The organism is Chitinophaga sp. YR627, from assembly GCF_900114995.1.
Lineage (GTDB): Bacteria > Bacteroidota > Bacteroidia > Chitinophagales > Chitinophagaceae > Chitinophaga.
The window spans coordinates 715,325-739,022 of sequence record NZ_FOUX01000003.1 but is presented as its reverse complement, the minus strand read 5'-3'; the positions used below and the strand labels follow the sequence as shown (position 1 = coordinate 739,022).

Below are 23,698 nucleotides of genomic sequence, written 5' to 3'. Positions count from 1 at the left end.
TCCTTATACAAAGATTGCACCGGAACATTATGTTTACTGTCCGAGGAATCCGGTTACCAGCTTTTTAACTGCTGCATAAGCCGTATCCAGGTCGTCATTCACTACTATTTCGTCAAATTCATGAGAGAACGACAGTTCGTAGCGGGCCTTTCCCAGTCTTTCTTCCAGGGAAGCCTGCGTTTCTGTGCCACGTTCACTCAGTCGTACCCGTAAGGTATCCAGTGTGGGCGGGGCAATAAAAATAGTCAGTACACCAGTGTGATATTTTTCTTTGATGGAAAGAGCGCCCTTCACATCTATATCCACCATAGGTACTTTTTCTTTATCCCATATACGCTGTAATTCTGTTTTCAGGGTACCGTAATATTTACCGGCATACACCATCTCATATTCTGCAAACGCGTTATCATCAATTTTCTGGTGAAAATCTTCGAGTGACAGGAAGTAATAATCTCTTCCATGCACTTCATTCTCCCGGGCAGTACGCGTTGTGGCTGAAATAGAAAAAGATAGCTGTGGCAATTCCGACAACAGCTTTTTTACGATGGTGGTTTTACCCGCTCCGGAGGGAGCAGTTATAATAATAATCTTATTGCTCATGTTCTGATCTGATTATCCTGGTTCCGCTATAAATCACAGGCTGCAAGCAATTGGTGCGGGCATTTACCATATTAGAATATGATCGTTCGCGCCAATCTCTTGCAGCCTGTAGTATTCCTTATTTTACTTTAAATTCTCTTAATGTCTGCACCGAGTTTTCTCAATCGCTCATCGATGTACTGATAACCGCGATCTATCTGTTCGATGTTCTGAATAGTGCTCTTACCTTCCGCGCTCAATGCCGCGATCAGCAGGGAAACACCCGCACGTATATCCGGAGATGACATGGTAATGCCTCTCAGTGCATGCTGTCTGCCCAGACCGATCACCACTGCACGGTGCGGATCGCATAATACGATCTGCGCACCCATGTCGATCAGTTTGTCTACAAAGAACAATCTGCTTTCGAACATCTTCTGGTGTATCATCACACTACCTTTCGCCTGTGTAGCTACTACCAGCACAATGCTCAGCAGGTCAGGCGTGAATCCTGGCCATGGATGATCGGAGATCGTCAGGATGGAGCCATCCAGGAAAGTCTGGATTTCATAACTATCCTGTTCCGGAATATAGATATCATTACCTCTGATCTCCAGGTTGATACCTAACTGACGGAACTTCTCCGGAATAATACCCAGATGTTCTACACCGGCATTCTTGATAGTGATTTCAGAACGCGTCATTGCCGCCAGTCCGATGAAAGATCCTATCTCGATCATATCCGGCAGCATCGCATGACTGCAACCTTTCAGGGAAGAAACACCCTGGATGGTCAGCAGGTTGGAACCGATGCCGTTGATATTGGCGCCCATGCTGTTCAGCATTTTGCACAATTGCTGCAGGTAAGGTTCACATGCGGCGTTATAGATAGTCGTTGTTCCGTTGGCCATTACTGCCGCCATCACGATGTTGGCAGTACCGGTTACAGATGGTTCGTCGAGCAGCATGTAAGCGCCTTTCAGACCACCATCTCCCGCTTCCAGACGGAAATAGTTATCATCATTATCATATACGAACTGCACACCCAGTTTTTCAAAACCGATGATATGCGTATCCAGTCTGCGGCGGCCGATCTTGTCACCGCCCGGTTTTGGAATATACGCTTTACCAAAGCGTGCCAGCAAAGGGCCTGCAATCATAACAGAACCTCTGAGACGTCCGGATTTTTTCTTGAATTCTGCACTCTCCAGATAAGGAAGATTGATCTGGTCAGCCTGAAACTCACAGGTATCACGGCTGATTCTGTTGGTCTTCACACCCATATCGCCCAGCAATTCTATTAACAGATTCACATCGACGATATCGGGGATATTACTGATAGTAACTTTATCAGCTGTCAACAGGACAGCGCTGATAATCTGTAAAGCTTCGTTTTTGGCACCCTGGGGCACAATTTCCCCTTTAAGACGGTTGCCGCCTCTTACTTCGAAAGCACTACTCACTTGTTCCTGTTTTTATTGTATTTGTTGTTATTGTGCTTATTGTTATTATTCTTCTGGTTGTTGTTGCTCTTGAACTTCTGCTGGAAGTTCTTATTACTACGCTTGCTGCCACCACTGCCGCTGTTGGAAGAACGTGGCTGGTATTCAGTATTCGTATTAAAATTAGGCGCAGCAGCCATAGAAGCAGCAGTCGGTGCTGGTGAATGACCTGTCTGGTATTCCAGGCGGCCCTCAGTGATACCGTTCAGTTCAGCCTTGATGGCATCATCATGAACACTTTCCTTATGCCAGTTGCTATAAGCCAGTTTCATGTAGTTACCTATACATTGGGTGAATCCTTCTTTCTTTTCAGGATTATCCTCGTTGATCGCTTTATCGATCACCATCTCCAGGTTTTTACCGAAGTGGCGGTTACGGGGATACTTTTTGGGATAACCCAGACGCTCTGGTTTTGCTCTCAGTGTCTCTCTGGTTGGAATAGGGTATGGAGATTCCACATCCAGTTTAAAGTCGGATATCAGAAACAAATGGTCCCATAGCTTGTGTCTGAAGTCCTCCACATTACGCAGGTGAGGATTCAGCGTACCCATCAGCTCTATCAGTGACATCGCGTTACGTTGACGGTGCTCTGTATCCTCGATGTTGAGTACATACTCGATCATCTTTTGGATATTGCGTCCGTACTCCTTCATTATCAAATGGTTACGGGTTGTATTGTATTCCATATCGCTACTTAAAATAATATCTGTGTAAATTTTGAAAGGTAAGATCTGCTTGCGCATTCACAAAGCAACAAAAGCTGATTGGAGAACATCTTTGTACCTGGTCATCGTATCCAGGACGGAATGACTTTTAATGTGAAAGCTACCGTTCCTTGCAAACTTATGAAAAATAGTTCAATTATATCAATAGTTAAATTCGTCCCAAAACAGTTTCCCTTAAACATTCATGGCACATTTTCATAATACCGTAACAGGGGAATCTTTTTTAGGGAAAACAGCCGGTTTACGGGGTTTCCCGGGTAACAAAGCCTAAGGGTTAACAGAAGCGGGCGGCCGCAAAGGTAAAAGCACTGTCCCGGCCTGAACCAGGACAGTGACTATAATTTATTCAAATGCTAATTTTCCCCAGTTCTCCAGCTCTTCTTCTGTCCAGATCTCCGGGAAGAATACGATACGCTTGTGACGCGGAGGCAGGTACTGCTGCCAGTTGGTTCCTCCGGTAGCCGCAATATCCTCCGGTTTACGGTTCAGATAGCGTACGGCGGATTTATAGTGCATCAGTGGCCATCTCACATTGATATTCAGGTCGTACTCCTTCAGTAATGGCATTACCTCTTCCTGTACTTCCTTCGGCAGCTGCTTATAGCGTAACTGCATATTATTTTGCTGATAACGCTCTGCGAGGAACAGGAAATCGCGCATATACTTCTGCTCAAACTGGCGAAGGGTCAGCGTTTTCTTACCTGTCGCCAGTTCGGTAGCACCACTGCGCCAATAGATATTATCCAGTATCTCTGACAGCTCCTTCCCTTTCAGTCCTTCCCGTTGCTGCTCATATACCAGGTTTACCAGTCCGGTAGAACAGATCTCTATTTTACGGAACTGACCACTCTGGAAGCCGCTGGCCGGCAACAGTGCCATCCTGAACTGCAGGAACTGCTGCTTATCCATCCCATCCACCATGATCTCAAAGGAATTGATCAGGTTCCGGAAATAGTTATTGATACGCTTCAGCTGCGTTTTGAACAGATCTGCCGTCAGCTCCGGGGCCTGACATACCTGCTCGATGGCCTGTAAGGTCAGTTTAAAATAAAGCTCCGTGATCTGGTGATAGATAATAAAAATGTTCTCATCCGGTATCGGGGTCCGGGGATGCTGCAGGTTTAATAATACATCCAGCTGAATATAATCCCAATAGGTAAGGTAATCGGCATACAGGAGCCCGTCAAGATAAGAAGAGAGATCCTGGCCCATTGCGGCATACTTCTCTTCCAGCCGCTTGATTTTGTCAGCGATTTCAGTTGTAACCATGATATAATAAATAATTAAAAGAACCCTTCCCGGACGCTCATGTACATATATTTACATATAAGCTGACGGGGAAGGGCGCCGGGATTGCTCCCTTATTCCACAACATTGATGGTGCGGTAAAAACTTTCCTCCAGCGATATCAGCGTCTCAGTCCGCTCTATCCCCTTTATCTTCTGCAACTCGTCATGCAATATCCTCCTTAATTGAGTAATATCCTTACAGATGATCTCTGCAAACATACTATAGCTACCTGTGGTATAGTTCAGGCGCACCATCTCGGGAATCTTGCGCAATTCTTTAGCCACAGTGTCATACATGGAACTCTTTTCAAGATAGATACCGATAAAGGCAATCACGTCATAGCCGATCATTTTTAAATCTACATGCAATTTTGTACCTTTAACGATACCCAGTTCTTGCAATTTCTTCATTCTAACGTGGATCGTGCCACCGGAAACGAAAAGCTTCTTCCCGAGGTCAGCGTAGGAGATTTCTGCATTATGCATCATTTCACTGATGATCTGCAAATCTAGTTTGTCAATATTCAAATTGTGGCTCATTTTTACAATTTGTTTTGGAATGTATTAAACCTATATGCAAATATTTGAAAAATTTCGAAAATTCAAAAATTTTTCTTAAAAAATTTGCAAGAAAACGGTTATGTCTTTAGATTTGCATCATAATAGTTCATCAAACGACGGTTTTCTACAAACAGACAGTATCAAAAACTGAACAGATTTGAAAAAATACCGCAAAATTTTGAATAACTAGTTCTTTAAATTGTGGGGTGATGAAACTGGCAGACATGCCCTCTTGTCTCGGGGGTGGGGATCACAGGATAAACACAGCATAATGGGTTGACCACTAATCTTATTTGTGCTGCGGCTAACTGCCTCGTGGAGGTTCGACTCCTTCCCCTACAGCTATTTAAAAGCCTGCTTCGCTATGTGGAGCAGGCTTTTTTGCTTTATTACAGTGCTCAACTCTCCTCATCAGCCACCCGGCTGCAATACTCCGCCGGGAAAAACACTATTTTTGCAGCGATGGGACAAAAGAAACTACAACGCTTCGCAGAAATTGAGACCTTTCCGAATGTTTTAATATACCCGGAAGGAATGCCCGGCAACTGGCATACATTCTTTAAAAACAATCATCCGCTTACGCTGGAACTGGCCTGTGGTAAAGGCGATTATACACTGGGCCTCGCCCGTCGCTACCCGGAAAAGAACTTCCTGGGCGTAGACCTGAAAGGAAACCGCATCTGGCGCGGCGCTAAGACCGCTATGGAAGAGCCACTGCCCAACGCTGGCTTCCTCCGCACACAGATCGATAAACTGGCCAACTATTTCGCACCTGGAGAGATTTCAGAGATATGGATCACCTTCCCGGACCCATTCCTCCGCAACTCCAAACAGAAAAAGCGCCTGACACACCCGAAATTCCTTCAGCTGTACCAGCCCCTGCTGGCAAAAGACGGAACAATTAATCTTAAAACAGACTCTCCTGAATTATATATCTTCACAAAAGAAGTGATCGAAGCCGCAGGTTGTATCTTAATAGAAGATATTCCGGACATCTATGCCATGACCGAAGTACCTCCCCTGCTGCAGATCCGTACATTTTATGAAGGAATGCACCTGGAAGACGGACGCACCATCAGGTACCTGAAATTCAGACTGCCCGAAGCCCCGCTCGACTGGCGCGAGATAAAACTGCCTTCTCATGCAGAAGCCACTGAAGGAGACGATTGACTTCTACTATAATGAACAGGGATACATGGTATTCACTGAACGTTATCACCTGGAAAGGGGGTACTGCTGCGGGAACGGCTGTAAACACTGTCCCTACGGGTACGATAAAGTACCCGAACCCCGGCGGACCACCCTGCTTGCCAACAGGCTGAACAGAGACAAAGAAAAGTAACGTATCTTTCTATTGCCTACAGTCCCATTACCTACCGGCCTGAGCCGGTCCTCCCCAAAGGATGGAGATGCAGGATCTATTAGATAGGAAGGATTTAACGATGACGATTTAAACTTGAAAGATGTACTTTGGGTATCAGGAAGAAAGCATAGAGCATTCAAATAGTCAGACTGAAAACGATAATACCAATTGTCATATGTCGGTACTTAAGCTAAAGCTGGATCATGATCAATTACTGGAGGATTTCTTTGAATCTACCCATGTTATCGGAATCGTATCCTCCGCACGCGACTATCAACTCTGCTGGCAGATCAACAAGCATATGCACCTCGATTTCCGGATCAATAATTCACTGGAAATTAACCTCTCCAAAAACAACAGAGCGTTCTATTTCAGCGTTTTTGAGTTCGAGGAACCGATAAAGTCTTCTGTACACTATTTCTATAATAATCACTGTCAGGCAGAATATCTGCTACCGGAACTGAGAAACGTAGACTACCTCTGGATGGTCAAAGGAGACTACTATCAGTTAAATGACATTAAAAAATTAATCGACCAGTTACGCCACGTAGAGCTTGTACAATTAGTATCTTTATTGGATATTAGAGAGATTAAGAATAAGATGAACCTCATCTTCTAACCGGCCAGACCGGTTTCCTTCACCGAATTACACCCGTGAACAAGACATTGTTTCATGTTAAAATCCTTTTGTTATGTGGGAAGAAAAAAAGAACCAACTTTACAGGTCCTTCGAATTCAAAGACTTTAAAGAAGCATTCGCATTCATGACAAAAGTGGCCCTTATTGCTGAAAAAATGGACCATCACCCCTACTGGACAAATGTTTATAATAAGGTAGAAATTTACCTGAATACACATGACGCGGGAGATGTGATCACCGATAAAGACCGTAAGATGGCAAAAGCCATCGATGGGTTGTTGTAAATTTTTATTAACACACAGTGATTCGTATTTTTTTACTTTTCCTGTTGTTTTGTTGCTCCATTGTTACCAGGGCTGGCATACCCGCACTAGATACACTGGTGGCAGATTTTGATCATCTGCCCGCCGCTGTGGACCTGCGGCCGTATTTGCTTTCTCTGGTAGATAAGGGAGGATCTTTAACACCGCAACAGATTTCATCAGCATCATTTAACCACAACTATCACCTGTTCCATGTAGAAAAAAAACATATTGGAAAAGGAAATAATTGCTGGCTGAAACTCCATGTAAGAAACACAGGTTCCCAGGATTCCACGCTCACTCTATTTGCCGGCTGGCATGATGATATGAGCTGGTATATACAGGACAGCGCTGACCGCAAGATGCATCTGCTTATGCATACCGGCCTTATGCGGGACCGCGCAGGTGTACAAAGATGGGAACACTACGGCTTTAACGTCACCGTTCCCCCCGGCAGCACACATACCTACTTCCTGCATATCAATAACAAATACTATAACGAGAACGGACTGATGCCCGCATTATTCAATGACCTCCAATACGGACAATTCCGTAACGGACAATTTGAATACTACCGCAAAGAAACCATCCTGATACACGTATTGCTCGGTATGCTGCTGGTATGCCTGGCGATCGCCGTGATCAACTACATACAACTACCCGATAAATCCTACATGTACTTTGCCGCCTACATGCTGGGACTGATCGTCTTTTTTACCCTCCGCCTGGAAGGTCAGCCCTACCAGCTATCCGTATTCTATCGCTGGCCCATGCTGAAGTATTACTGGGATATCCCGGCGCTGTTATTCTGTTTCTACCTGATGTATCTCGCCTTTGGTAATACTTTTCTTAACCTCCAGGAGAGATATCCTTTCATGGAGAAACTATTTACTTCAGTAGCCGCCATCATCGGAGGTATTATCATTATCTGCTTTTACTGTATCGCACTGGAACAATATCAGGTGCCGGTCATGATCTATAGCTATGTCTATATCTCTACCCTGCTCCCTTTCCTGATCGTTTTTATCGCATTAGCCAGACGTTCGCGCCACCATCCGCTGGTACGCTTTTTCCTCTTCGGATCGCTCTGCTTCTATATGGCCAGCTTCGGTTCATTCCTGATGCTGATCAGACCACTGGGCCTTATCAATGCCCTGGGAGAAATTTCTGCTCCTTCCCTGCTCATTGTAGCAGGCGTATTGCTGCAATCTATGTTCTTCCTCGCCGGACTCAGTTACCGCAATAAACTGGTGCACCATGAAAGAACACGCACACAGGAACTATTGATAAAACAGCTGAATAAGAATAAAGAACTGCAGCGTAAACTGAATGAACAGCTGGAAGAACTGGTGAAAGAACAGACCACAGAGATCCTGCGGAAGAAACAGGAACTCGAAGAACAACGCAAAATACACCTGGAAACAGAGTACGATAAGAAACTGACAGAAATAGAACTCAAGGCGATCCGCGCACAGATCAATCCGCATTTTATCTTCAACTGCCTGAATTCCATTCAGCTGTTCGTGATGCAGCGGGATTTTGAATATGCACAGAAATATCTCTCTGATTTCTCCTATCTGATCCGTAAAACACTTGATTTCTCGCGTCGTAACTTTATTTCATTATCTGATGAAATTGCCTACCTCAATACTTATCTTGGGTTGGAGAAAATGCGGTTCGAGCATAAGATGGAATACGAAATTTATGTTGATCCTGCTATTGCCACATCAGAATTAGAGGTACCCGCCATGCTCCTGCAACCATACGTTGAAAATGCAGTTAAATATGGCATGACCAACACCAGCTACCCTATCGGCCAGTTGCTGATACAGTTTAACCAGATAGCCCCGGATATGCTGGAGTGCCTGATAGAGGACAATGGCATCGGCATTATCCGCTCCAAGACCTTGCGTACACTACCGAAACATCACCAGTCGTCCGGCATGGAGATCAGCTTCAACCGTGCCGAACTCCTGAATAAGATGTATAATACAGGTATACACATCGATATCATTGACAAATCAGAAAATAATAACACAGAAAGTGGTACTATTGTAAGGATACTGATCCCCCAACTTTAGGCCATACAAGCTTATTGGAATACTATGATAAAGGCCGTTATAATAGATGATGAACGCAACAGCCGTGATATCATATCACTGATGCTGGAAAAATACTGCCCCGAAGTACAGGTAGCCGCTACGGCATCCGACTGCGCGGACGGTATTGCCACTATTCAGCAACATCAGCCACAACTGGTATTCCTTGATCTTGAAATGCCCGATGGCACCGGCTTTGATGTACTGTTAGGTACACAGGATGCCCCTCCCTTTGAAGCCGTTTTTGTAACTGCCTTTGAAAAGAAATTCCTGCACACCATCCGCTTCAGCGAAGTAGAGATCATCCTCAAACCGATTGACAGGGAAAGTCTGATGAATGCAGTCGGCAAGATCGCTGATCGTATACATGCAAATGCCAGTACATCCCGTTATAAAGTGCTGCTTGAAAACTTTAACAATGGCCGTAACATCAATATGGATATGGTGATCCCGGTGACGCAACATGAAGACATGATCATCGGACTCAATAAAATCACCTACCTGGAAGCATCCGCAGAAAAGACAACCATACACTTGTCTGATCAACAGCAAATACAGGCAGATCGCTCATTCCGCTATTATACGGACCTCTTTAGCACCTTGCGTTTTTATCAGATCAACAACCATCAGATGGTGCAGTTATCTCAGATCAATAATATTGAAGGTGATGGCAGCAGGGCTTTACTGAAGAACGGGGTCAAACTCGAAGTTGCAGATAGAAGGAGAAAGGATCTGGTCAGTCACTGGAAACAATACAGGTAACAAATAAAAAAGGTCCCGTCTGAGACGGGACCTTTAATTTTTTATCCATTCATGGAGATCAGGAACTCTTCGTTGTTCTTGGTACCTCTCATGTGTTGCAGCATAAAGTGCATAGATTCCTCTGTATTCATATCTGCAAGGTGATTACGCAGAATGTGTATACGTTTCAGGATATCTTTTTCCAGCAGCAGGTCATCACGACGGGTAGAAGAGGCAGATACGTCGATCGCAGGGAAGATACGTCTGTTGGCCAGTTTACGGTCAAGCTGTAATTCCATGTTACCGGTACCCTTGAATTCTTCAAAGATCACCTCATCCATTTTAGAACCTGTATCGATCAATGCAGTTGCAAGGATTGTCAGTGAACCACCATTCTCGATCTTACGTGCAGCACCAAAGAATTGTTTTGGTTTCTGCATGGCGTTTGCTTCCACACCACCACTCAATACTTTACCAGAAGCAGGAGCTACAGTGTTATGTGCACGTGCCAGACGGGTAATGGAATCCAGGAGGATCACTACGTCATGACCACATTCTACCAGGCGTTTTGCTTTCTGCAAAGCGATAGCAGATACTTTTACGTGCTTTTCAGCTGGTTCGTCAAAAGTAGAAGCAATGACTTCTGCTTTAACGCTACGTTCCATATCGGTTACCTCTTCAGGACGCTCATCGATCAGTACGACCATCAGGTATACTTCAGGATGGTTTGTAGCGATCGCGTTTGCTACTTCTTTCAGCAACATGGTTTTACCAACCTTTGGCTGTGCTACGATCAATCCACGCTGGCCCTTACCGATCGGGGTAAAGAGGTCCATGATACGGGTAGAGTAGTTATTGGAAGTAGTGGTAAGACGTAATTTTTCGAATGGGAATAATGGCGTCAGATAGTCGAAAGGTACGCGGTCACGTACTTCTTCCGGAGACTTACCATTAATTGTTTCTACTTTCAGCAGTGCGAAGTATTTCTCGCCTTCTTTCGGAGGACGCACGGAACCCTTAACGGTGTCGCCGGTTTTCAGTCCGAACAATTTTATCTGTGAAGGAGAAACATAAATATCATCTGGTGAACTGAGGTAGTTATAGTCAGAAGAGCGAAGGAAACCATAGCCATCAGGCATCATTTCCAATACACCTTCACTGATAATTATACCGTCGAATTCTATATTAAAAGCAGGTTCTTTCTTGTTTGAAGGAGTGCGCTGTTTCTGCGCCAGTACCGGCTCTTCCGGCATTACAAAATCATCCTCGTCTTCTTCTTCCTCTTCCTCTTCTGCTTCCTGAGCATTGGGCAGAGTGGTAATAACATCTTCCTCTTCTTCATCCTCTTCTTCAAGATCTTCAGTGAATTGCGGGATGATTACATCATCATCGTCATCGAAAGTAAGAGAGGGGATGTCTAAATCTATATCGAAGTTCTTTTTCTTTGGTTTGGTGTCCTGTGCCTTAGGTTCTTCCAATTCTGTTTCTTTTGATTTAAGGCCGTTGGCAGCTGGTTTTCTGCCACGTTTAGGTTTTTCGTCTGCAGCTGTGGTCTCTGCTACAGGTGCTTCTTCAGCTTCTTCTTCTTTTTTTGTCTTACGTTTACGTGTTTTCTTTTCTTCACCATTTGCCGGGTTACCTTCAGAGGCCATTACTGCCTGCTTATCGAGTATTTTGTAGATAAGATCCTGTTTGCTCAGTTTTTTGGCGTTTGGCACATCGAGTTTCTCTGCAATGTCAAGCAGCTCAGGAACGAGCATGTCGTTCAATTGTAAGATGTCGTACATCATCGTGTGTTGTCAAATTTAAAAGTGTTGTGAGGTGGGTACCACTACATACCAACATACACCAATTACAAATAATTGTTTTTTGAGTCCAATAAATTTAATCTGGTTATTAAATCTGATAGGGAATGTTGAGTTTAGGACTGCCGACGAAGATGGAAATATGGAAATTTAGAACTTTATCAGGCAGGTTTGTTACGCAAGATTAAAACAAGTTTCGCTATTATCCAAAAAAAAAGCACTCTTACAAGCTCTTACAACAGCAGCCAGACAAGCGTCCGTGCCATCTCCCCCCCTTGAAAACCCCGTCCCATAGCCTCTCTATGGTTTTGGCCCCGGAATATCTATCAACATTCCTGCCAAACAGCCGGTCAGGGCTTCAGAATTAATTTAACATTTTATTTAGTTCCTGCCCCGGAAGCTCCTTTATACCCTATGCAGTATGCTCCATATCTCTTAAATTTGCAATCCTAAAATATATATTCATATGAGCCAAAGAGTGAAAGTCAAGCAGATACTGCTGGACGAAAAAACAGACTACAATGTAGTGGTAAAGGGTTGGATACGGTCTTTCCGTAACAATCAGTTTATAGCACTGAACGATGGCTCAACCAATAATAATATCCAGGTAGTAATAGACCAGGAATCCGTTACCCCGGAACTGCTGAAACGCCTTTCCACAGGGGCTGCGATCAGCGTGTCCGGTCAGGTGATCCCTTCTATGGGTAAAGGCCAGCGTGTAGAAATAAAAGCAATTGAACTGGAAATACTGGGCGATTGCGATCCTGAGAAATACCCGCTTCAGCTGAAAAACCGCCCCAGCCTGGAATATCTGCGTGAAATCGCACACCTGCGTTTCCGTACCAACACCTTCGGAGCCATCTTCCGTCTGCGCCACGCCCTGGCATTTGCTGTACACAAATTCTTTAATGAAAAAGGCTTTGTATACCTGCATACGCCGATCATCACTGCTTCTGACGCAGAAGGCGCTGGTGAAATGTTCCATGTAACATCTTTCGATCTTAAAAATCCACCGCTGACAGAAAGTGGTGAGATCAACTATAAAGAAGATTTCTTCGGCCGCGCTACCAACCTGACCGTATCCGGTCAGCTGGAAGGCGAGCTTGGCGCAATGGCGTTTGGCGATATCTACACCTTCGGTCCTACCTTCCGTGCAGAAAATTCCAACACAGCCCGCCACCTGGCTGAATTCTGGATGATCGAGCCTGAAATGGCCTTCTATGATCTGGAAGACAACATGAACCTGGCTGAAGCTTTCATCAAGTATGTACTGGGCTACGCACTGGAAAATAACAGGGAAGACCTGGAATTCCTGGCACAACGCCTCCTGGAGGAAGAAAAACAAAAGCCTCAGCAGGAACGCAGCGAGATGGGCCTTATCGAAAAACTGGAATTCGTGCTGAACAATGAGTTTGTACGTATCACTTATACAGAAGCGATCGACATCCTCAAAAACAGCAAGCCAAACAAAACCAAAAAGTTCAACTACCTGATCGAAGAATGGGGTGCTGACCTCCAGAGTGAGCACGAACGCTACCTGGTAGAAAAACACTTCAAAAAACCGGTTATCCTCACCGACTACCCGAAAGCGATCAAAGCGTTCTACATGAAACAGAACGAAGATGGCAAAACAGTAAGAGCAATGGATATCCTGTTCCCTGGTATCGGTGAGATCGTAGGTGGTTCACAACGTGAAGAAAACTACGATAAACTGGTAACCCGCATGGAAGAAATGCACCTGCCGGTAGAAGAAATGAGCTGGTACCTGGATACACGCCGCTACGGTTCTGCACCACACGCAGGTTTCGGTCTTGGTTTCGAAAGACTGGTGCTGTTTGCATCCGGTATGGGTAACATCAGAGACGTTATTCCTTTCCCAAGAACGCCGAAGAGCGCGGAATTCTAATTCAATCAGGAATTGGAGTCTTCAATTACAAACAGACTTTTTTAAAGCCTTATAGCAGGGCGCTTCATTTAAATGAAGCGCCCTTTTTATTTAATTCCGCACAACCCCGTTCCCTTATCCAGCCTCATTCTGCCCAATTCACCCTTCTTCATTCCTGATTAATTTTTATGGAATCTATTCACTCCTGCATCTATATACCAGAAAGCGCTTTCAGTCATTTAATTCCTTACCATTAAACCCTTATGCAATGGCTGAAATAAATGCCGGCGGATCCGAACGTGGCCGCAAAAGAGGCACCCGATCAAATAAAAAAAGTACACGTGTTGATATGACACCCATGGTAGACCTGGGCTTTTTGCTCATTACCTTTTTCATGCTCACCACGACCATGATGAAACACAGAACAACTGATCTGCTGATGCCCGCAGAAGATAAAGATCATCCGTCTGTATTGGCCGACAGTAAGTCTCTGACTATTTTACTGGGCGCCAATAATAAAGTCAGCTACTACGAAGGGATTGGCAATGATCCTTCACACCCTCCTGTAGTGAAAAACTCATCCTATGCCAATAACCATGGCATACGCGACGTCATCATCGATAAAAAGGATCGTGTCATACAAATGCACAAAAAAGATGACCTGATGGTACTGATCAAAGCAGATAAACATGCCAGTTATAAGAATGTAGTGGATATCATGGATGAAATGCTCATCAACCATGTAGCCAGATATGCCGTAGTAGACATTACACCGGAAGACGAAGCTTTCTTAAAATGAGTTACCTTAGTAAGGTAAAACTCATTTACTATGGCAATAACTCATTCCATTCCGGTTGTGGACCTCGCCGCCTTTACCTCGGGCGACGCCGCCAGTAAAGCGGCTTTTGTGGAGCAGCTTGGTAAAGCTTACGAAGAAGTAGGCTTTGTGGCGGTAAAAAATCATGGTATTTCTGACGATCTTATTGCGAAACTGTACAAGTATGTACAACTGTTCTTCACCCTGCCGTCCGATATCAAGCGGTCTTATGAGATCCCTGAACTGGCCGGTCAGCGTGGCTATACTTCCTTCGGGAAAGAACACGCCAAGGGCTATGAAGCGCCCGACCTGAAAGAATTCTTCCAGTTCGGCCAGACAGTAGAAGATGATGATCCGATCGGTGCAGAATACCCTCCCAATGTGGCCGTAAAAGAAATTCCGGCATTTACGCCGACCTTCTTTGATGCCTACCGTGGTTTTGAATCATCAGGAAAAGCGCTGCTGCAGGCTATTGCCATCTACCTCGGACTGGATGAGCACTATTTTGATCAGTTTATCCATAATGGAAACTCCATCCTGAGGGCTATTCACTACCCTCCTATTACAGAAGAGCCATCCTCTGCCATCCGTGCGGAACAACATGAGGATATCAACCTCATTACCCTGCTGGTAGGCGCTTCTGCAGATGGATTACAGATCCTGGATAAACAGAACAACTGGGTGCCTGTTACTTCTTTACCGGAACAGATCGTTGTAAACGTAGGGGATATGCTCCAGCGTCTCACCAACAATCGGCTGAAATCAACTACGCATCGTGTGGTAAACCCACCACGTGAGATGTGGCATACCAGCCGTTATTCCATTCCGTTCTTCCTGCATCCTAAATCAGAGATGCCACTGAATGCACTGGAAAGCTGCGTAAATGCCGAACATCCGCTCGCTTATGAGCCTATCACGGCCGGCGAATACCTCGATGAACGCCTCAGAGAAATTGGTCTTAAGAAATAGCTATAAACAGAAAACGCTCCATTACGGAGCGTTTTTCTTTTCTCTCTTATATGCTGATTTATACTACACATTAATTCACCTTGTCCGGACCACTTCCCTCCTTCTTCACCAGCGTCTTCTCTTCTTCCAGTACAGCGGTATTTCCACTGAATAACTGTACAAAGTAATCCTTCATCTCATTGGTCATACGATACTCGTTCTGCGGGAAATTCAGAAAGTAACTGTGCTGACTACCCACCTGCTCCCGGAAATTGACATAATTGGCATTTTTTGCCAGATGTCCTTTCAGCTTCTCTCCCAATTGTGGCTTCAATGTCAGTAAATGAGCGCCTTTTAATTGCCAGTCCGACCTGTTATAGTGGATATAGATCTTATTCGCGAAATGAATGTCCTCTACCCATTCCTGATGCCCTCTGGAAGGTACACAGGCGGCATTGATCACTATATTATCGATAAACGGTTCGCTATTCAGTTGCTGGTAATCCTGCCCTTTCATCATCTCCATCAATATGATATTGCCCATACTATGGCAGAATGTAGACACCTTCACCTGTTGCATCCAGTCTTCCTGCTCCCTCCGCGCCTCTTGTATGATACGAAGCAGCCGGTAATAATGTGGCGCCGATAAACGGGCATTCTCCCGTGCAAACCGGAAGTTCCGTGCCGGCCGGTAAGTGGTATTAATACTGGCATAGTCAAACATGATTACATTCACCTGGTATTGCGATCGCATCAGCAATGCTCTTTCTACATTCGTAGTGAAGATCTTTCCCATCCCCTCCGCATAAACGACGATATCCCGCTTTTCCGGCAATAAATGCATGGCGTCTGACAATGTAGGCGTCTGAAATACATTCCATTGTCCACCATGCTTTTGCAAAAAGAAGTATTTCAGTCCTGACGTATCCACATATTCGTCCACAAAGCGCAGATTATCCTTGTGCAGGTGCCGGTTACTCACAAAAACCAGACAGGTATCTGTCGCCGATGGTTTAACACAATCCGACTGTAAGCAGAAATTTGCCCAATAATCATCACTGTTGTAGAATGACAATTGCGCATGTACGTTCAGTGAAAGTGTTATGCATAGGATTATCAGAAATCTCTTCATAAAACTGCTTCTAATATTAAACTATTCATTACCAATCAATTGACAGGCTACCAGATAGAGGTGGGAAGTATTCAATATCCTGCAAAGTATTGAGAATCTACAACAAGTATTATGCCTGTACGTTACAGGCTTAACCGAAGAAAATCAATAGTTTGTCGCTTTATTGTTTGATATTGTCAGGAAATTATTGAAATTCGGGCAGCCTAATAAATACTAAAGCGTGTTTCTTCGTCATATTCCTTTCCTGCGCGCTGTTTTTATGCATAGCATCACAGCATACGGGGGCCCGCAGGGTCACCTGGCTATGATGTTGAAAACATTTGTACACCAGAGACGGGATGTGACAGAACAGGAACTGATGGAATATAATGCTTTCTGTCAACTCTTACCCGGCGCTTCTTCTTCCCAGACACTTACACTGATCGGATATAAACGTGGCGGCATTTCGCTGGCCGTTGCCACCCTGTTGATATGGATAGCCCCCGCCTGTATACTTATGGGCTCCCTGAGCTTCCTGTTACAGTATTTCGACCAGAAAGCGCTGAATACCGATATCTTTAAGTACGTACAACCAATGGCCGTTGGTTTCCTTATTTATGGAAGCATGCGGGCATTCCGTATCAGTATACGCAACCTGGCAACGACGATGATCATGATATCGTCGCTCCTGATCGCCTATTTCTTCAAATCTCCCTGGACCTTTCCTTCCCTGATCATATTAGGGGGTATCGTATCCAATTTCAGTGATAAACGTATTCCGGATATCCAGGATAAGCCTAAAAAGATCCGCTGGACCAATATCTGGCTCTTTGCCCTGCTTTTCATACTGGCGGGATTCTTCTCAGAGCTGGCCCGTACGCATGACTGGATCACACGCCGTCCTTTTAACTTATTTGAGAACTTCTACCGTTTCGGTAGTCTGGTATTTGGCGGAGGAGATATTCTGATCGCAATGATGCTGGAACAGTACGTTTCGCGTGCGAAAACCCAGTTCATGAGCGCTGAAGAATTACTGACAGGCGCTGGTATCATGCGTGCTTTACCTGGGCCCACCTTCTCTATCACTGCTTATGTCGGTGGTATGGTGATGCGTAACCTCGGTCCGGGTTATCAGTTATTAGGCTGTGTACTGGCACCGGTTGCTATCTTCCTGCCCAGCCTACTCTTGGTCTTATTTTTCTTCCCCATATGGCATAACCTGAAGAAATATGTGGTTATCTACAGGGCATTAGAAGGCATTAATGCAGTAGTGGTAGGGATCATGTGGGCAGCCACGATCATCCTGTTCATGGCCATCCCACAGAATGGGTATACGATTGCGGTAACCGCTGTCACACTGACCGTACTGCTGCTTTCGCGCATACCATCCCCTTTTATCGTACTCGCCTGCCTTATTTTAGGCTGGCTGTTATAGTTCATATTATTCCACCTGCGCCTGTGCCATTGATTCCACTTTGGCTATCGCCTTACGCAGATCATTTTTCGTCTTATCAATATCTTTCCACAGATTTCCCATTGCTTTTACCCTGTCTCTCATATTCTCCATCGTAAAATTGCTGATAGCAAGATCTTCATTCAGTTCATCCCAGTTCAGCGGAGCAGACACCGTAGCTCCCGGTTTTGGCCGTACGGAATAGGGTGATGCAACGGTTTGTCCGCGGCTATTCTGCATATAGTCAATATACACCTTCTTATTACGTTTAGACTTCGTACGGATCACACTGGTGATCTTTGGCAATTCCTGTTGTACCTGCTTAGCCACATACTCGGCAAATAAGCGGCAGGTCTCATAGTTATACTTTCCGCCGGTAGGCACATAAATATGCAATCCCGAAGCGCCGGAAGTCTTGCAAAAGGACTTTACACCTACCTTATCCAATAATTCCTTTATCGCTAATGCGGTTTCTACCACATACTTAAAGGCAATATTCTCCGGGTCCAGGTCCAGTACGATATAATCCGGATTATCCAGGTTCTTCACGCGTGATAACCAGGGGTTCATTTCTATACAGCCCAGGTTGGCCATATATACCAGTGTAGCAGCATTATTACATACCAGATAATCCACGTCACGGGATGCGGAAGCTGCGTGTAAAGTGACCGTTTTTACCCAGTCAGGAGCCGCTGCTGTATCTACATCCTTTTGATAGAAACCGGCATCCTTGATGCCGTTGGGGAAGCGATGCAGACTGAGTGGACGGTCTTTCAGATAGGGCAGCACATAGTCCGCCATTTCCATATAATAATCGATCAACTCACCTTTTGTGATCTTTTCATCCGGCCAGTATAATTTCTGCTGATTGGTCAGCGGTACCTTTTTACTGTTGAGTGTCACCACCCGCTCTTTCTCAGGTGCTGCTTTCGCCGGAGCAGCGGTTACTGCCGCTTTTTTAGTAGCCATCTTTGTGGATTTTGCAGTTTCCTGATGCACCTCCTTTGCCGGCTTGTCTTTCCTCAATCCAAGGAATACCGGCTGCCGTAGCTGCTTGTCACTTGTCCATGAAGAGAATTTCACCTGACACACCAGTTGTGGCTTTACCCAGGTAACCGGCGTATTGGTTCTGATCTTTTTATCAAAAGGAGAGCTCTTTTGTCGCAGCGGTTGCATCTTTTCATACAGCTCATTGATCAACGTTCCATTCAATCCACCGCCACAGTTCCCCACATATCGTAGTTCCTTATTATCATCATATACACCCAGTACCAGGGAGCCGATCTTCTTTCTGCTTCCCTTCGGATCAGTATATCCACAGATAATGGCTTCCTGCTCATCAATGATCTTTATCTTCAGCCAGGCCATAGCCCGTTTTCCCTCTGCATACAGACTTTCCGCTTCTTTCGCAATAATGCCCTCCCAGCCTTTTTCCTTTGCCTGTTGATATAATGTGTCACTATTGTCTGAGATGTGTTCTGAATAAACAACGCCTTTGTTCTTTAGCTGCTTTACTACCGTTTTCAACAATTCTTTCCGCTGGATCAGGGGCATCGCTTTCAGGTCTTCTCCATCCAGCTCAAGCATATCAAACACGACATATACAAGATTGCCCGAAGGGTCATTCTTATAGTTCTGCAATGACTGAAAATCGGAGGTCCCGTCTTTTTTCAGGATAACGATTTCTCCATCCAGCACGGCGTCATGCTGCAATTTTTCCAATGCCTCTACAACAGGTGCATAATCCTTATTGAACGAAAGATGATTTCTCGAATACAGTTCCACTTTCCCGTTTCTCACATCTGCAATAGCCCGGTAGCCATCCCATTTGGTCTCAAACAGCCATCCTTCCCGGTTGAAAGGTGCATCTACCAAAGTCGCCATCATCGGCGTAAAAAGCGCCCGTTGCTGTTTAGCTTTTTTTACTGTCTTTCCTTTTTGAGACGCTGCTTTCACTTTTGCCGGACTCACTTTTTTTTTACCCTCACCTTTCATCTTTTCCTTTTCCTTCACTCCCCGGTCCTTTACACGCTGGGGTGTGAAATCTTCGCTGTTATAAGCGTCCTTCACAGCATAGTCATCTTTATGTTTCAGCAGCAACCAGGCATTATCAGCTGTATTCTTCATCTTCACCAGGGCAAATTCCCCTTTCACCTTCCGTCCTTTCAGCCGTATCTTCAGATCTCCTTCTTTGATCTCCTTATTGGCGGCTTTATCAAAGCTGCTACCATCCTCACGTAGTAATTCGTAATTGCCTTTATCCCACACATAGACATAACCAGCGCCATAATTCCCTTCCGGGATCACGCCTTCGAAATCTTTATAGTCATACGGATGATCTTCCACCTGCATAGCCAGCCTTTTATCTGCAGGATTCATAGAAGGGCCTTTGGGTACTGCCCAGCTTTTCAGTACACCATCTACTTCCAGGCGAAAATCATAATGCAAACGTGATGCATGATGCCGCTGTATGACAAAAATGTGCTGCTTACCGGCACTCTTTCTCTTTGCACCTTTGGGTTCGGCAGTCTGTTTGAAATCGCGCTTCTCATCATATGTTTTTAAGCTGCTCATGACGCACGTTTTTTAGTGGTTTTTCCTGTAGATGGCGTCAGACTCGCCTTCAGCTGACTGAACAGATCGCTGCTCTTCGTATGCACCACTTTCAGTTTTTTCACCGTACGTCGTTTGCCGCTGGCTTTTGCCTTAATGATCTTCAGCAGTTCTTCATGATAAGTATCTTTGAACTGACTGATATCAAATTCAGTGGTGTAACTGTCCACCAGTTGTATCGCCATATCCAGCTCCTTTTTACTGATCTTTGTATTGGATGGAAAAGACAGCTCTTCCGGAGAGCGTATTTCCTGCGAAAATCTTAGCTGTTGCAACATCAGATAATCTTCTCTGGGCCGGATAATGGCCAGGTGTTCACTCGTTCTGAGTACAAAACGCCCCAGACCGGCCTTACCCGTTTTCTGCAATGTTTTCAACAACAGATCATATGCTTTAACGCCGGCTTTATCCGGTTCTATGAAATAGGGTGTTTCGAAATAGATATCATCTATTTCTACCAGTTCCACAAATGATTCGATGGTGATGATCTTACTCTTTTCCGGACTGGCTTCCTGAAAATCCTCATCCTCCAGAATGACGTATTCATCATTATACAGGTATCCTTTCACAATCTGCTCCCAGGGCACTTCTTTACCTGTGTCTTCATTCACCCTTTTAAATTTTATATGGGCGTGATCTTTCCTGTCCAGCATGTCCAGGTCCAGCCTGCTGTCCTGTACTGCGCTGTACAATTTGATGGGTATATTGACCAACCCAAAACCGATTGTTCCTGACCATACAGCTCTCATAAAAAGATAATTTAGTAGTGATAATGAGTGAAAACCAAACTATATGCCATGGCACGTGTTTTGGATTTTATCCTGTAACAAAAACCTTTGTTTATGGAAAAGCCAGGCGAAATGACCACCCTTAGCCGGGTGATGCAAAAACTACATGAAAAAGGCCTAGATCATGAACTAAAAATGAGTGATCACGGCAGAATGCAGAATATAGAAAAACAAAAGATCTACAATCCTGAGGAATTGAAGATCATCAAAACCTACCGGTTCGAAGGTGAGTCAGATCCTGCCGACATGTCCGTATTATACCTGATAGAGGACAAGGAAGGCGAAATTGGCTACGTACTGGATGCCTATGGTGTTTACAGCACCCATGAAGAGGCTGGATTCGATGAATTTATCCAGAAAATCCCGGTAGAAGACAGGGAAGATCAGCTGATCTTCGCATAGGATATTATTTAATTAAGAATTAAAAATTAAGGATTAAGAATTATTGCTCAGCGCTAATTCTTAATCCTTAATTTTTAATTCTTAATTTTTCCCGTTCTTTTTCTGTTCCTTCATAAACTTCAGCAACACCTTCTCATCATTATGCAAACCATCCTCAGATGCCTCTGCTCTTCCCGCCCGTAACTCTTCCAGGTAAGGCTCCAGCTCACATAGTTCATACGATTCCAGTATTTTTGGATGGATGTAATATTTCTTACAGACAGCCCTTGTATTACCGAGCTTGCCGGCTACGCTGTCGATGATCTGCACCAGGTTTTGTTTACATTGATGTGCGGAAGTAAACGGGGTAAGATCAGCCAGCAGATTCAGTGCATTCACCGTACCGGACCAGGTCCGGAAATCCTTACAGGTAAAATCATCACCGGTCCATTGTTTCAGGTATTCATTGATATCTCCGGAATCAAGACTCTTATGTTCTTCTCCTTCATAATACTGGAATAATTCCTGGCCGGGAATATCTCTCACCTTGTGCAGTAATTTGGCTAATTGCGCGTGTTTAAGCGTTATTTTATGCATCACGCCCTTCTTTCCCTTGAACTTAAAAAAGGCCGTATTTCCGTCTATTTTCACGTGTTGTGAGTGCAATGTCGTTAGCCCATAAGACCCATATAATTTCTCATAGGACGCATTCCCAACCCTGATCAGGGTTTCCTGCATAACACTCAACGCGATAGCCGTAACCTTCTCTTTATCAAGACTTTTCTTACGTAATGCAACCGTAATATGTTCGCGTAATTGCGGTAGTTTCTCCCCAAAATGTAGCAGACGATCGTACTTGGTCTCGTTACGTACTTTTGCCCAGGTAGAATGATAGCGGTACTGCCTTCTGCCCATGGCATCGATGCCTGTCGCCTGCAGGTGTCCGTTCGCATATGGAGAGATCCATACTTCCTCCCAGGCAGGTGGTAATACCAGTCCGCGGATCCTTTTCAGTACCTCCTCGTCCCTGATAATATCTCCGTGCTGATCACGGTACCGAAAGCCGCCTTTTATCCTTTCCCGGCTATAGCCTGTAGTACCAGACTTCACATAACGTAATTTGACGGCTTTGGCGGTAGCCATTGCCTCAGCAAGCAGGTCCATAATTGTAATATTTTATGCTAACCATTCACAATTTCTCCTCCGTTGGGATGCAGCACCTGTCCTGTCATATAACTGGAATCATTACTGGCCAGGAATACATAACTGGATGCTACCTCCACGGGTTCTCCCGCACGTTTCAAGGGTACGTCCGAACCAAACGATTTTACATGTTCCGCATCAAAGGTCGCAGGTATCAATGGCGTCCAGATAGGTCCGGGCGCTACTGCGTTTACCCTGATCTTTTTCTCTGCCAGTGTGGATGCCAGGGAACGGGTAAAACTTACAATTGCCCCTTTGGTACTCGAGTAATCGATCAGGTGTGCGCTTCCCCTGTATGCAGTAACAGATGTTGTATTGATGATCGCAGCACCTTCTCTCAGATGCGGAAGTGCCGCCTTTGTGAGATAGAACTGCGAAAAGATATTGGTGGCAAAGGTTTTCTGTAACTGTTCCGCGGTAATATCTTCCAGATTTTTCTGTGGATATTGTACCGCGGCATTATTGACAACAATGTCCAGTCTGCCGAAAGTCTCCACTGCCTTTTCCACGATAGCTGCACAGTGTTTTTCATCTGTCACATCTCCAGGTACCAATACTGCCTTACGACCATACTCCTGTACGTGTTTCTGTGTCAATGCAGCATCCTCATGTTCATCAAAATAAGCGATGACAACATCGGCGCCCTCACTGGCAAAAGCAACTGCTACCGCTCTTCCGATACCACTGTCACCACCCGTTATAATCGCCACCTTGTCCATCAGTTTACCTACCGGTACGTCCTTTTTCTCAAACACCGGCTTCGGGTCCATTTCTGATTCTATTCCCGGCTGACGGGGCTGTTCCTGTTCTGGTCTCAATGGTTTCTTTTCTTCTGACTTTTGCATGATAAGTAGATTTAAGAAAGGCCTCTTGCATATCGATATGCAGAGGCCT

22 protein-coding genes are annotated in these 23,698 nt (G+C 44.9%); 11 read left to right on the top strand and 11 right to left on the bottom strand.

What is annotated here, in order from left to right; genetic code table 11:
* Positions 1-33: 33 nt before the first annotated feature.
* The 5 genes from gmk to BMZ72_RS18460 all read right to left on the bottom strand — a co-directional run bounded on the left by gmk (position 34) and on the right by BMZ72_RS18460 (position 4,635).
* A complete protein-coding gene (gene gmk, locus BMZ72_RS18480) occupies positions 34-600 on the bottom strand; it encodes a guanylate kinase (RefSeq protein ID WP_089810944.1) in 567 nt (188 codons plus the stop codon).
* A gap of 128 nt (positions 601-728) precedes the next feature.
* Positions 729-2,042 (bottom strand): UDP-N-acetylglucosamine 1-carboxyvinyltransferase, encoded by a 1,314-nt coding sequence (murA, locus tag BMZ72_RS18475; protein ID WP_089810942.1) that lies wholly within the window; start codon positions 2,040-2,042, stop codon positions 729-731.
* Complete coding sequence (locus BMZ72_RS18470) at positions 2,039-2,734, bottom strand: DUF4290 domain-containing protein (RefSeq protein WP_410492770.1); 696 nt, start codon at positions 2,732-2,734, stop codon at positions 2,039-2,041. The genes murA and BMZ72_RS18470 overlap by 4 nt, the downstream gene beginning before the upstream one ends.
* A 414-nt stretch (positions 2,735-3,148) precedes the next feature.
* Positions 3,149-4,075: a tryptophan 2,3-dioxygenase family protein gene (locus BMZ72_RS18465; protein WP_089810940.1), complete on the bottom strand. Its 927-nt coding sequence runs from the start codon at positions 4,073-4,075 to the stop codon at positions 3,149-3,151.
* A gap of 92 nt (positions 4,076-4,167) precedes the next feature.
* Positions 4,168-4,635, bottom strand: coding sequence for an Lrp/AsnC ligand binding domain-containing protein (locus BMZ72_RS18460; protein ID WP_012788686.1), 468 nt, complete (start codon positions 4,633-4,635; stop codon positions 4,168-4,170).
* Positions 4,636-5,022: 387 nt separating this feature from the next.
* Between BMZ72_RS18460 and trmB the strand changes: the two genes are divergently transcribed.
* From trmB to BMZ72_RS18430, 6 genes are all read left to right on the top strand, one after another.
* Positions 5,023-5,826, top strand: a complete 804-nt coding sequence (gene trmB / locus BMZ72_RS18455; protein WP_255373231.1) for a tRNA (guanosine(46)-N7)-methyltransferase TrmB — start codon at positions 5,023-5,025, stop codon at positions 5,824-5,826.
* Positions 5,798-5,998: a DUF5522 domain-containing protein gene (locus tag BMZ72_RS18450; protein ID WP_089810936.1), complete on the top strand. Its 201-nt coding sequence runs from the start codon at positions 5,798-5,800 to the stop codon at positions 5,996-5,998. Before trmB ends, BMZ72_RS18450 begins: the two co-directional genes overlap by 29 nt.
* A 196-nt stretch (positions 5,999-6,194) precedes the next feature.
* Positions 6,195-6,638, top strand: a complete 444-nt coding sequence (locus BMZ72_RS18445) for an IPExxxVDY family protein (RefSeq protein WP_089811596.1) — start codon at positions 6,195-6,197, stop codon at positions 6,636-6,638.
* 73 nt (positions 6,639-6,711) lie between these two features.
* A complete protein-coding gene (locus BMZ72_RS18440) occupies positions 6,712-6,942 on the top strand; it encodes a 4a-hydroxytetrahydrobiopterin dehydratase (protein ID WP_089810934.1) in 231 nt (76 codons plus the stop codon).
* A 17-nt stretch (positions 6,943-6,959) separates the two neighbouring features.
* Entirely contained in the window at positions 6,960-9,041 is a 2,082-nt protein-coding gene (locus tag BMZ72_RS18435) for a histidine kinase (RefSeq protein ID WP_089810932.1), read from the top strand.
* Positions 9,042-9,065: 24 nt separating this feature from the next.
* Complete coding sequence (locus tag BMZ72_RS18430) at positions 9,066-9,821, top strand: LytR/AlgR family response regulator transcription factor (protein ID WP_089810929.1); 756 nt, start codon at positions 9,066-9,068, stop codon at positions 9,819-9,821.
* 41 nt (positions 9,822-9,862) lie between these two features.
* Here the strand turns inward: BMZ72_RS18430 and rho are convergent, their stop codons facing one another.
* Positions 9,863-11,560 carry a transcription termination factor Rho gene (gene rho, locus BMZ72_RS18425; protein WP_410492774.1) on the bottom strand — a complete coding sequence of 566 codons (1,698 nt, stop codon included), beginning with the start codon at positions 11,558-11,560 and terminating at the stop codon, positions 9,863-9,865.
* Between the two features lie 511 nt (positions 11,561-12,071).
* Between rho and asnS the strand changes: the two genes are divergently transcribed.
* From asnS to BMZ72_RS18410, 3 genes are all read left to right on the top strand, one after another.
* Entirely contained in the window at positions 12,072-13,511 is a 1,440-nt protein-coding gene (gene asnS, locus BMZ72_RS18420; RefSeq protein WP_089810925.1) for an asparagine--tRNA ligase, read from the top strand.
* Positions 13,512-13,758: 247 nt separating this feature from the next.
* Entirely contained in the window at positions 13,759-14,289 is a 531-nt protein-coding gene (locus BMZ72_RS18415) for an ExbD/TolR family protein (protein ID WP_089810923.1), read from the top strand.
* 30 nt (positions 14,290-14,319) lie between these two features.
* The gene (locus BMZ72_RS18410) at positions 14,320-15,276 is read left to right on the top strand and encodes an isopenicillin N synthase family dioxygenase (protein ID WP_089810921.1); all 957 of its coding nucleotides are present in this window, start codon (positions 14,320-14,322) and stop codon (positions 15,274-15,276) included.
* Between the two features lie 70 nt (positions 15,277-15,346).
* On the opposite strand, the gene BMZ72_RS18405 is transcribed toward BMZ72_RS18410, so the two are convergent.
* Positions 15,347-16,387: an alpha/beta hydrolase gene (locus BMZ72_RS18405; RefSeq protein ID WP_089810920.1), complete on the bottom strand. Its 1,041-nt coding sequence runs from the start codon at positions 16,385-16,387 to the stop codon at positions 15,347-15,349.
* 220 nt (positions 16,388-16,607) lie between these two features.
* Here BMZ72_RS18405 and chrA point away from each other — a divergent pair, with 220 nt between their 5' ends.
* The gene (chrA, locus tag BMZ72_RS18400; protein WP_089810918.1) at positions 16,608-17,801 is read left to right on the top strand and encodes a chromate efflux transporter; all 1,194 of its coding nucleotides are present in this window, start codon (positions 16,608-16,610) and stop codon (positions 17,799-17,801) included.
* A 6-nt stretch (positions 17,802-17,807) separates the two neighbouring features.
* On the opposite strand, the gene ligD is transcribed toward chrA, so the two are convergent.
* Both ligD and BMZ72_RS18390 read right to left on the bottom strand, forming a co-directional pair.
* Complete coding sequence (gene ligD, locus BMZ72_RS18395) at positions 17,808-20,393, bottom strand: DNA ligase D (RefSeq protein ID WP_089810915.1); 2,586 nt, start codon at positions 20,391-20,393, stop codon at positions 17,808-17,810.
* The gene (locus BMZ72_RS18390; RefSeq protein WP_089810913.1) at positions 20,390-21,181 is read right to left on the bottom strand and encodes a non-homologous end joining protein Ku; all 792 of its coding nucleotides are present in this window, start codon (positions 21,179-21,181) and stop codon (positions 20,390-20,392) included. The genes ligD and BMZ72_RS18390 overlap by 4 nt, the downstream gene beginning before the upstream one ends.
* 93 nt (positions 21,182-21,274) lie before the next feature.
* Between BMZ72_RS18390 and BMZ72_RS18385 the strand changes: the two genes are divergently transcribed.
* Positions 21,275-21,622: a hypothetical protein gene (locus BMZ72_RS18385; protein WP_012788670.1), complete on the top strand. Its 348-nt coding sequence runs from the start codon at positions 21,275-21,277 to the stop codon at positions 21,620-21,622.
* A gap of 81 nt (positions 21,623-21,703) precedes the next feature.
* Here the strand turns inward: BMZ72_RS18385 and BMZ72_RS18380 are convergent, their stop codons facing one another.
* Both BMZ72_RS18380 and BMZ72_RS18375 read right to left on the bottom strand, forming a co-directional pair.
* Positions 21,704-22,765, bottom strand: a complete 1,062-nt coding sequence (locus BMZ72_RS18380) for a DNA topoisomerase IB (RefSeq protein WP_089810910.1) — start codon at positions 22,763-22,765, stop codon at positions 21,704-21,706.
* A gap of 17 nt (positions 22,766-22,782) precedes the next feature.
* The gene (locus BMZ72_RS18375; protein WP_089810908.1) at positions 22,783-23,649 is read right to left on the bottom strand and encodes an SDR family oxidoreductase; all 867 of its coding nucleotides are present in this window, start codon (positions 23,647-23,649) and stop codon (positions 22,783-22,785) included.
* Positions 23,650-23,698: the final 49 nt, after the last annotated feature.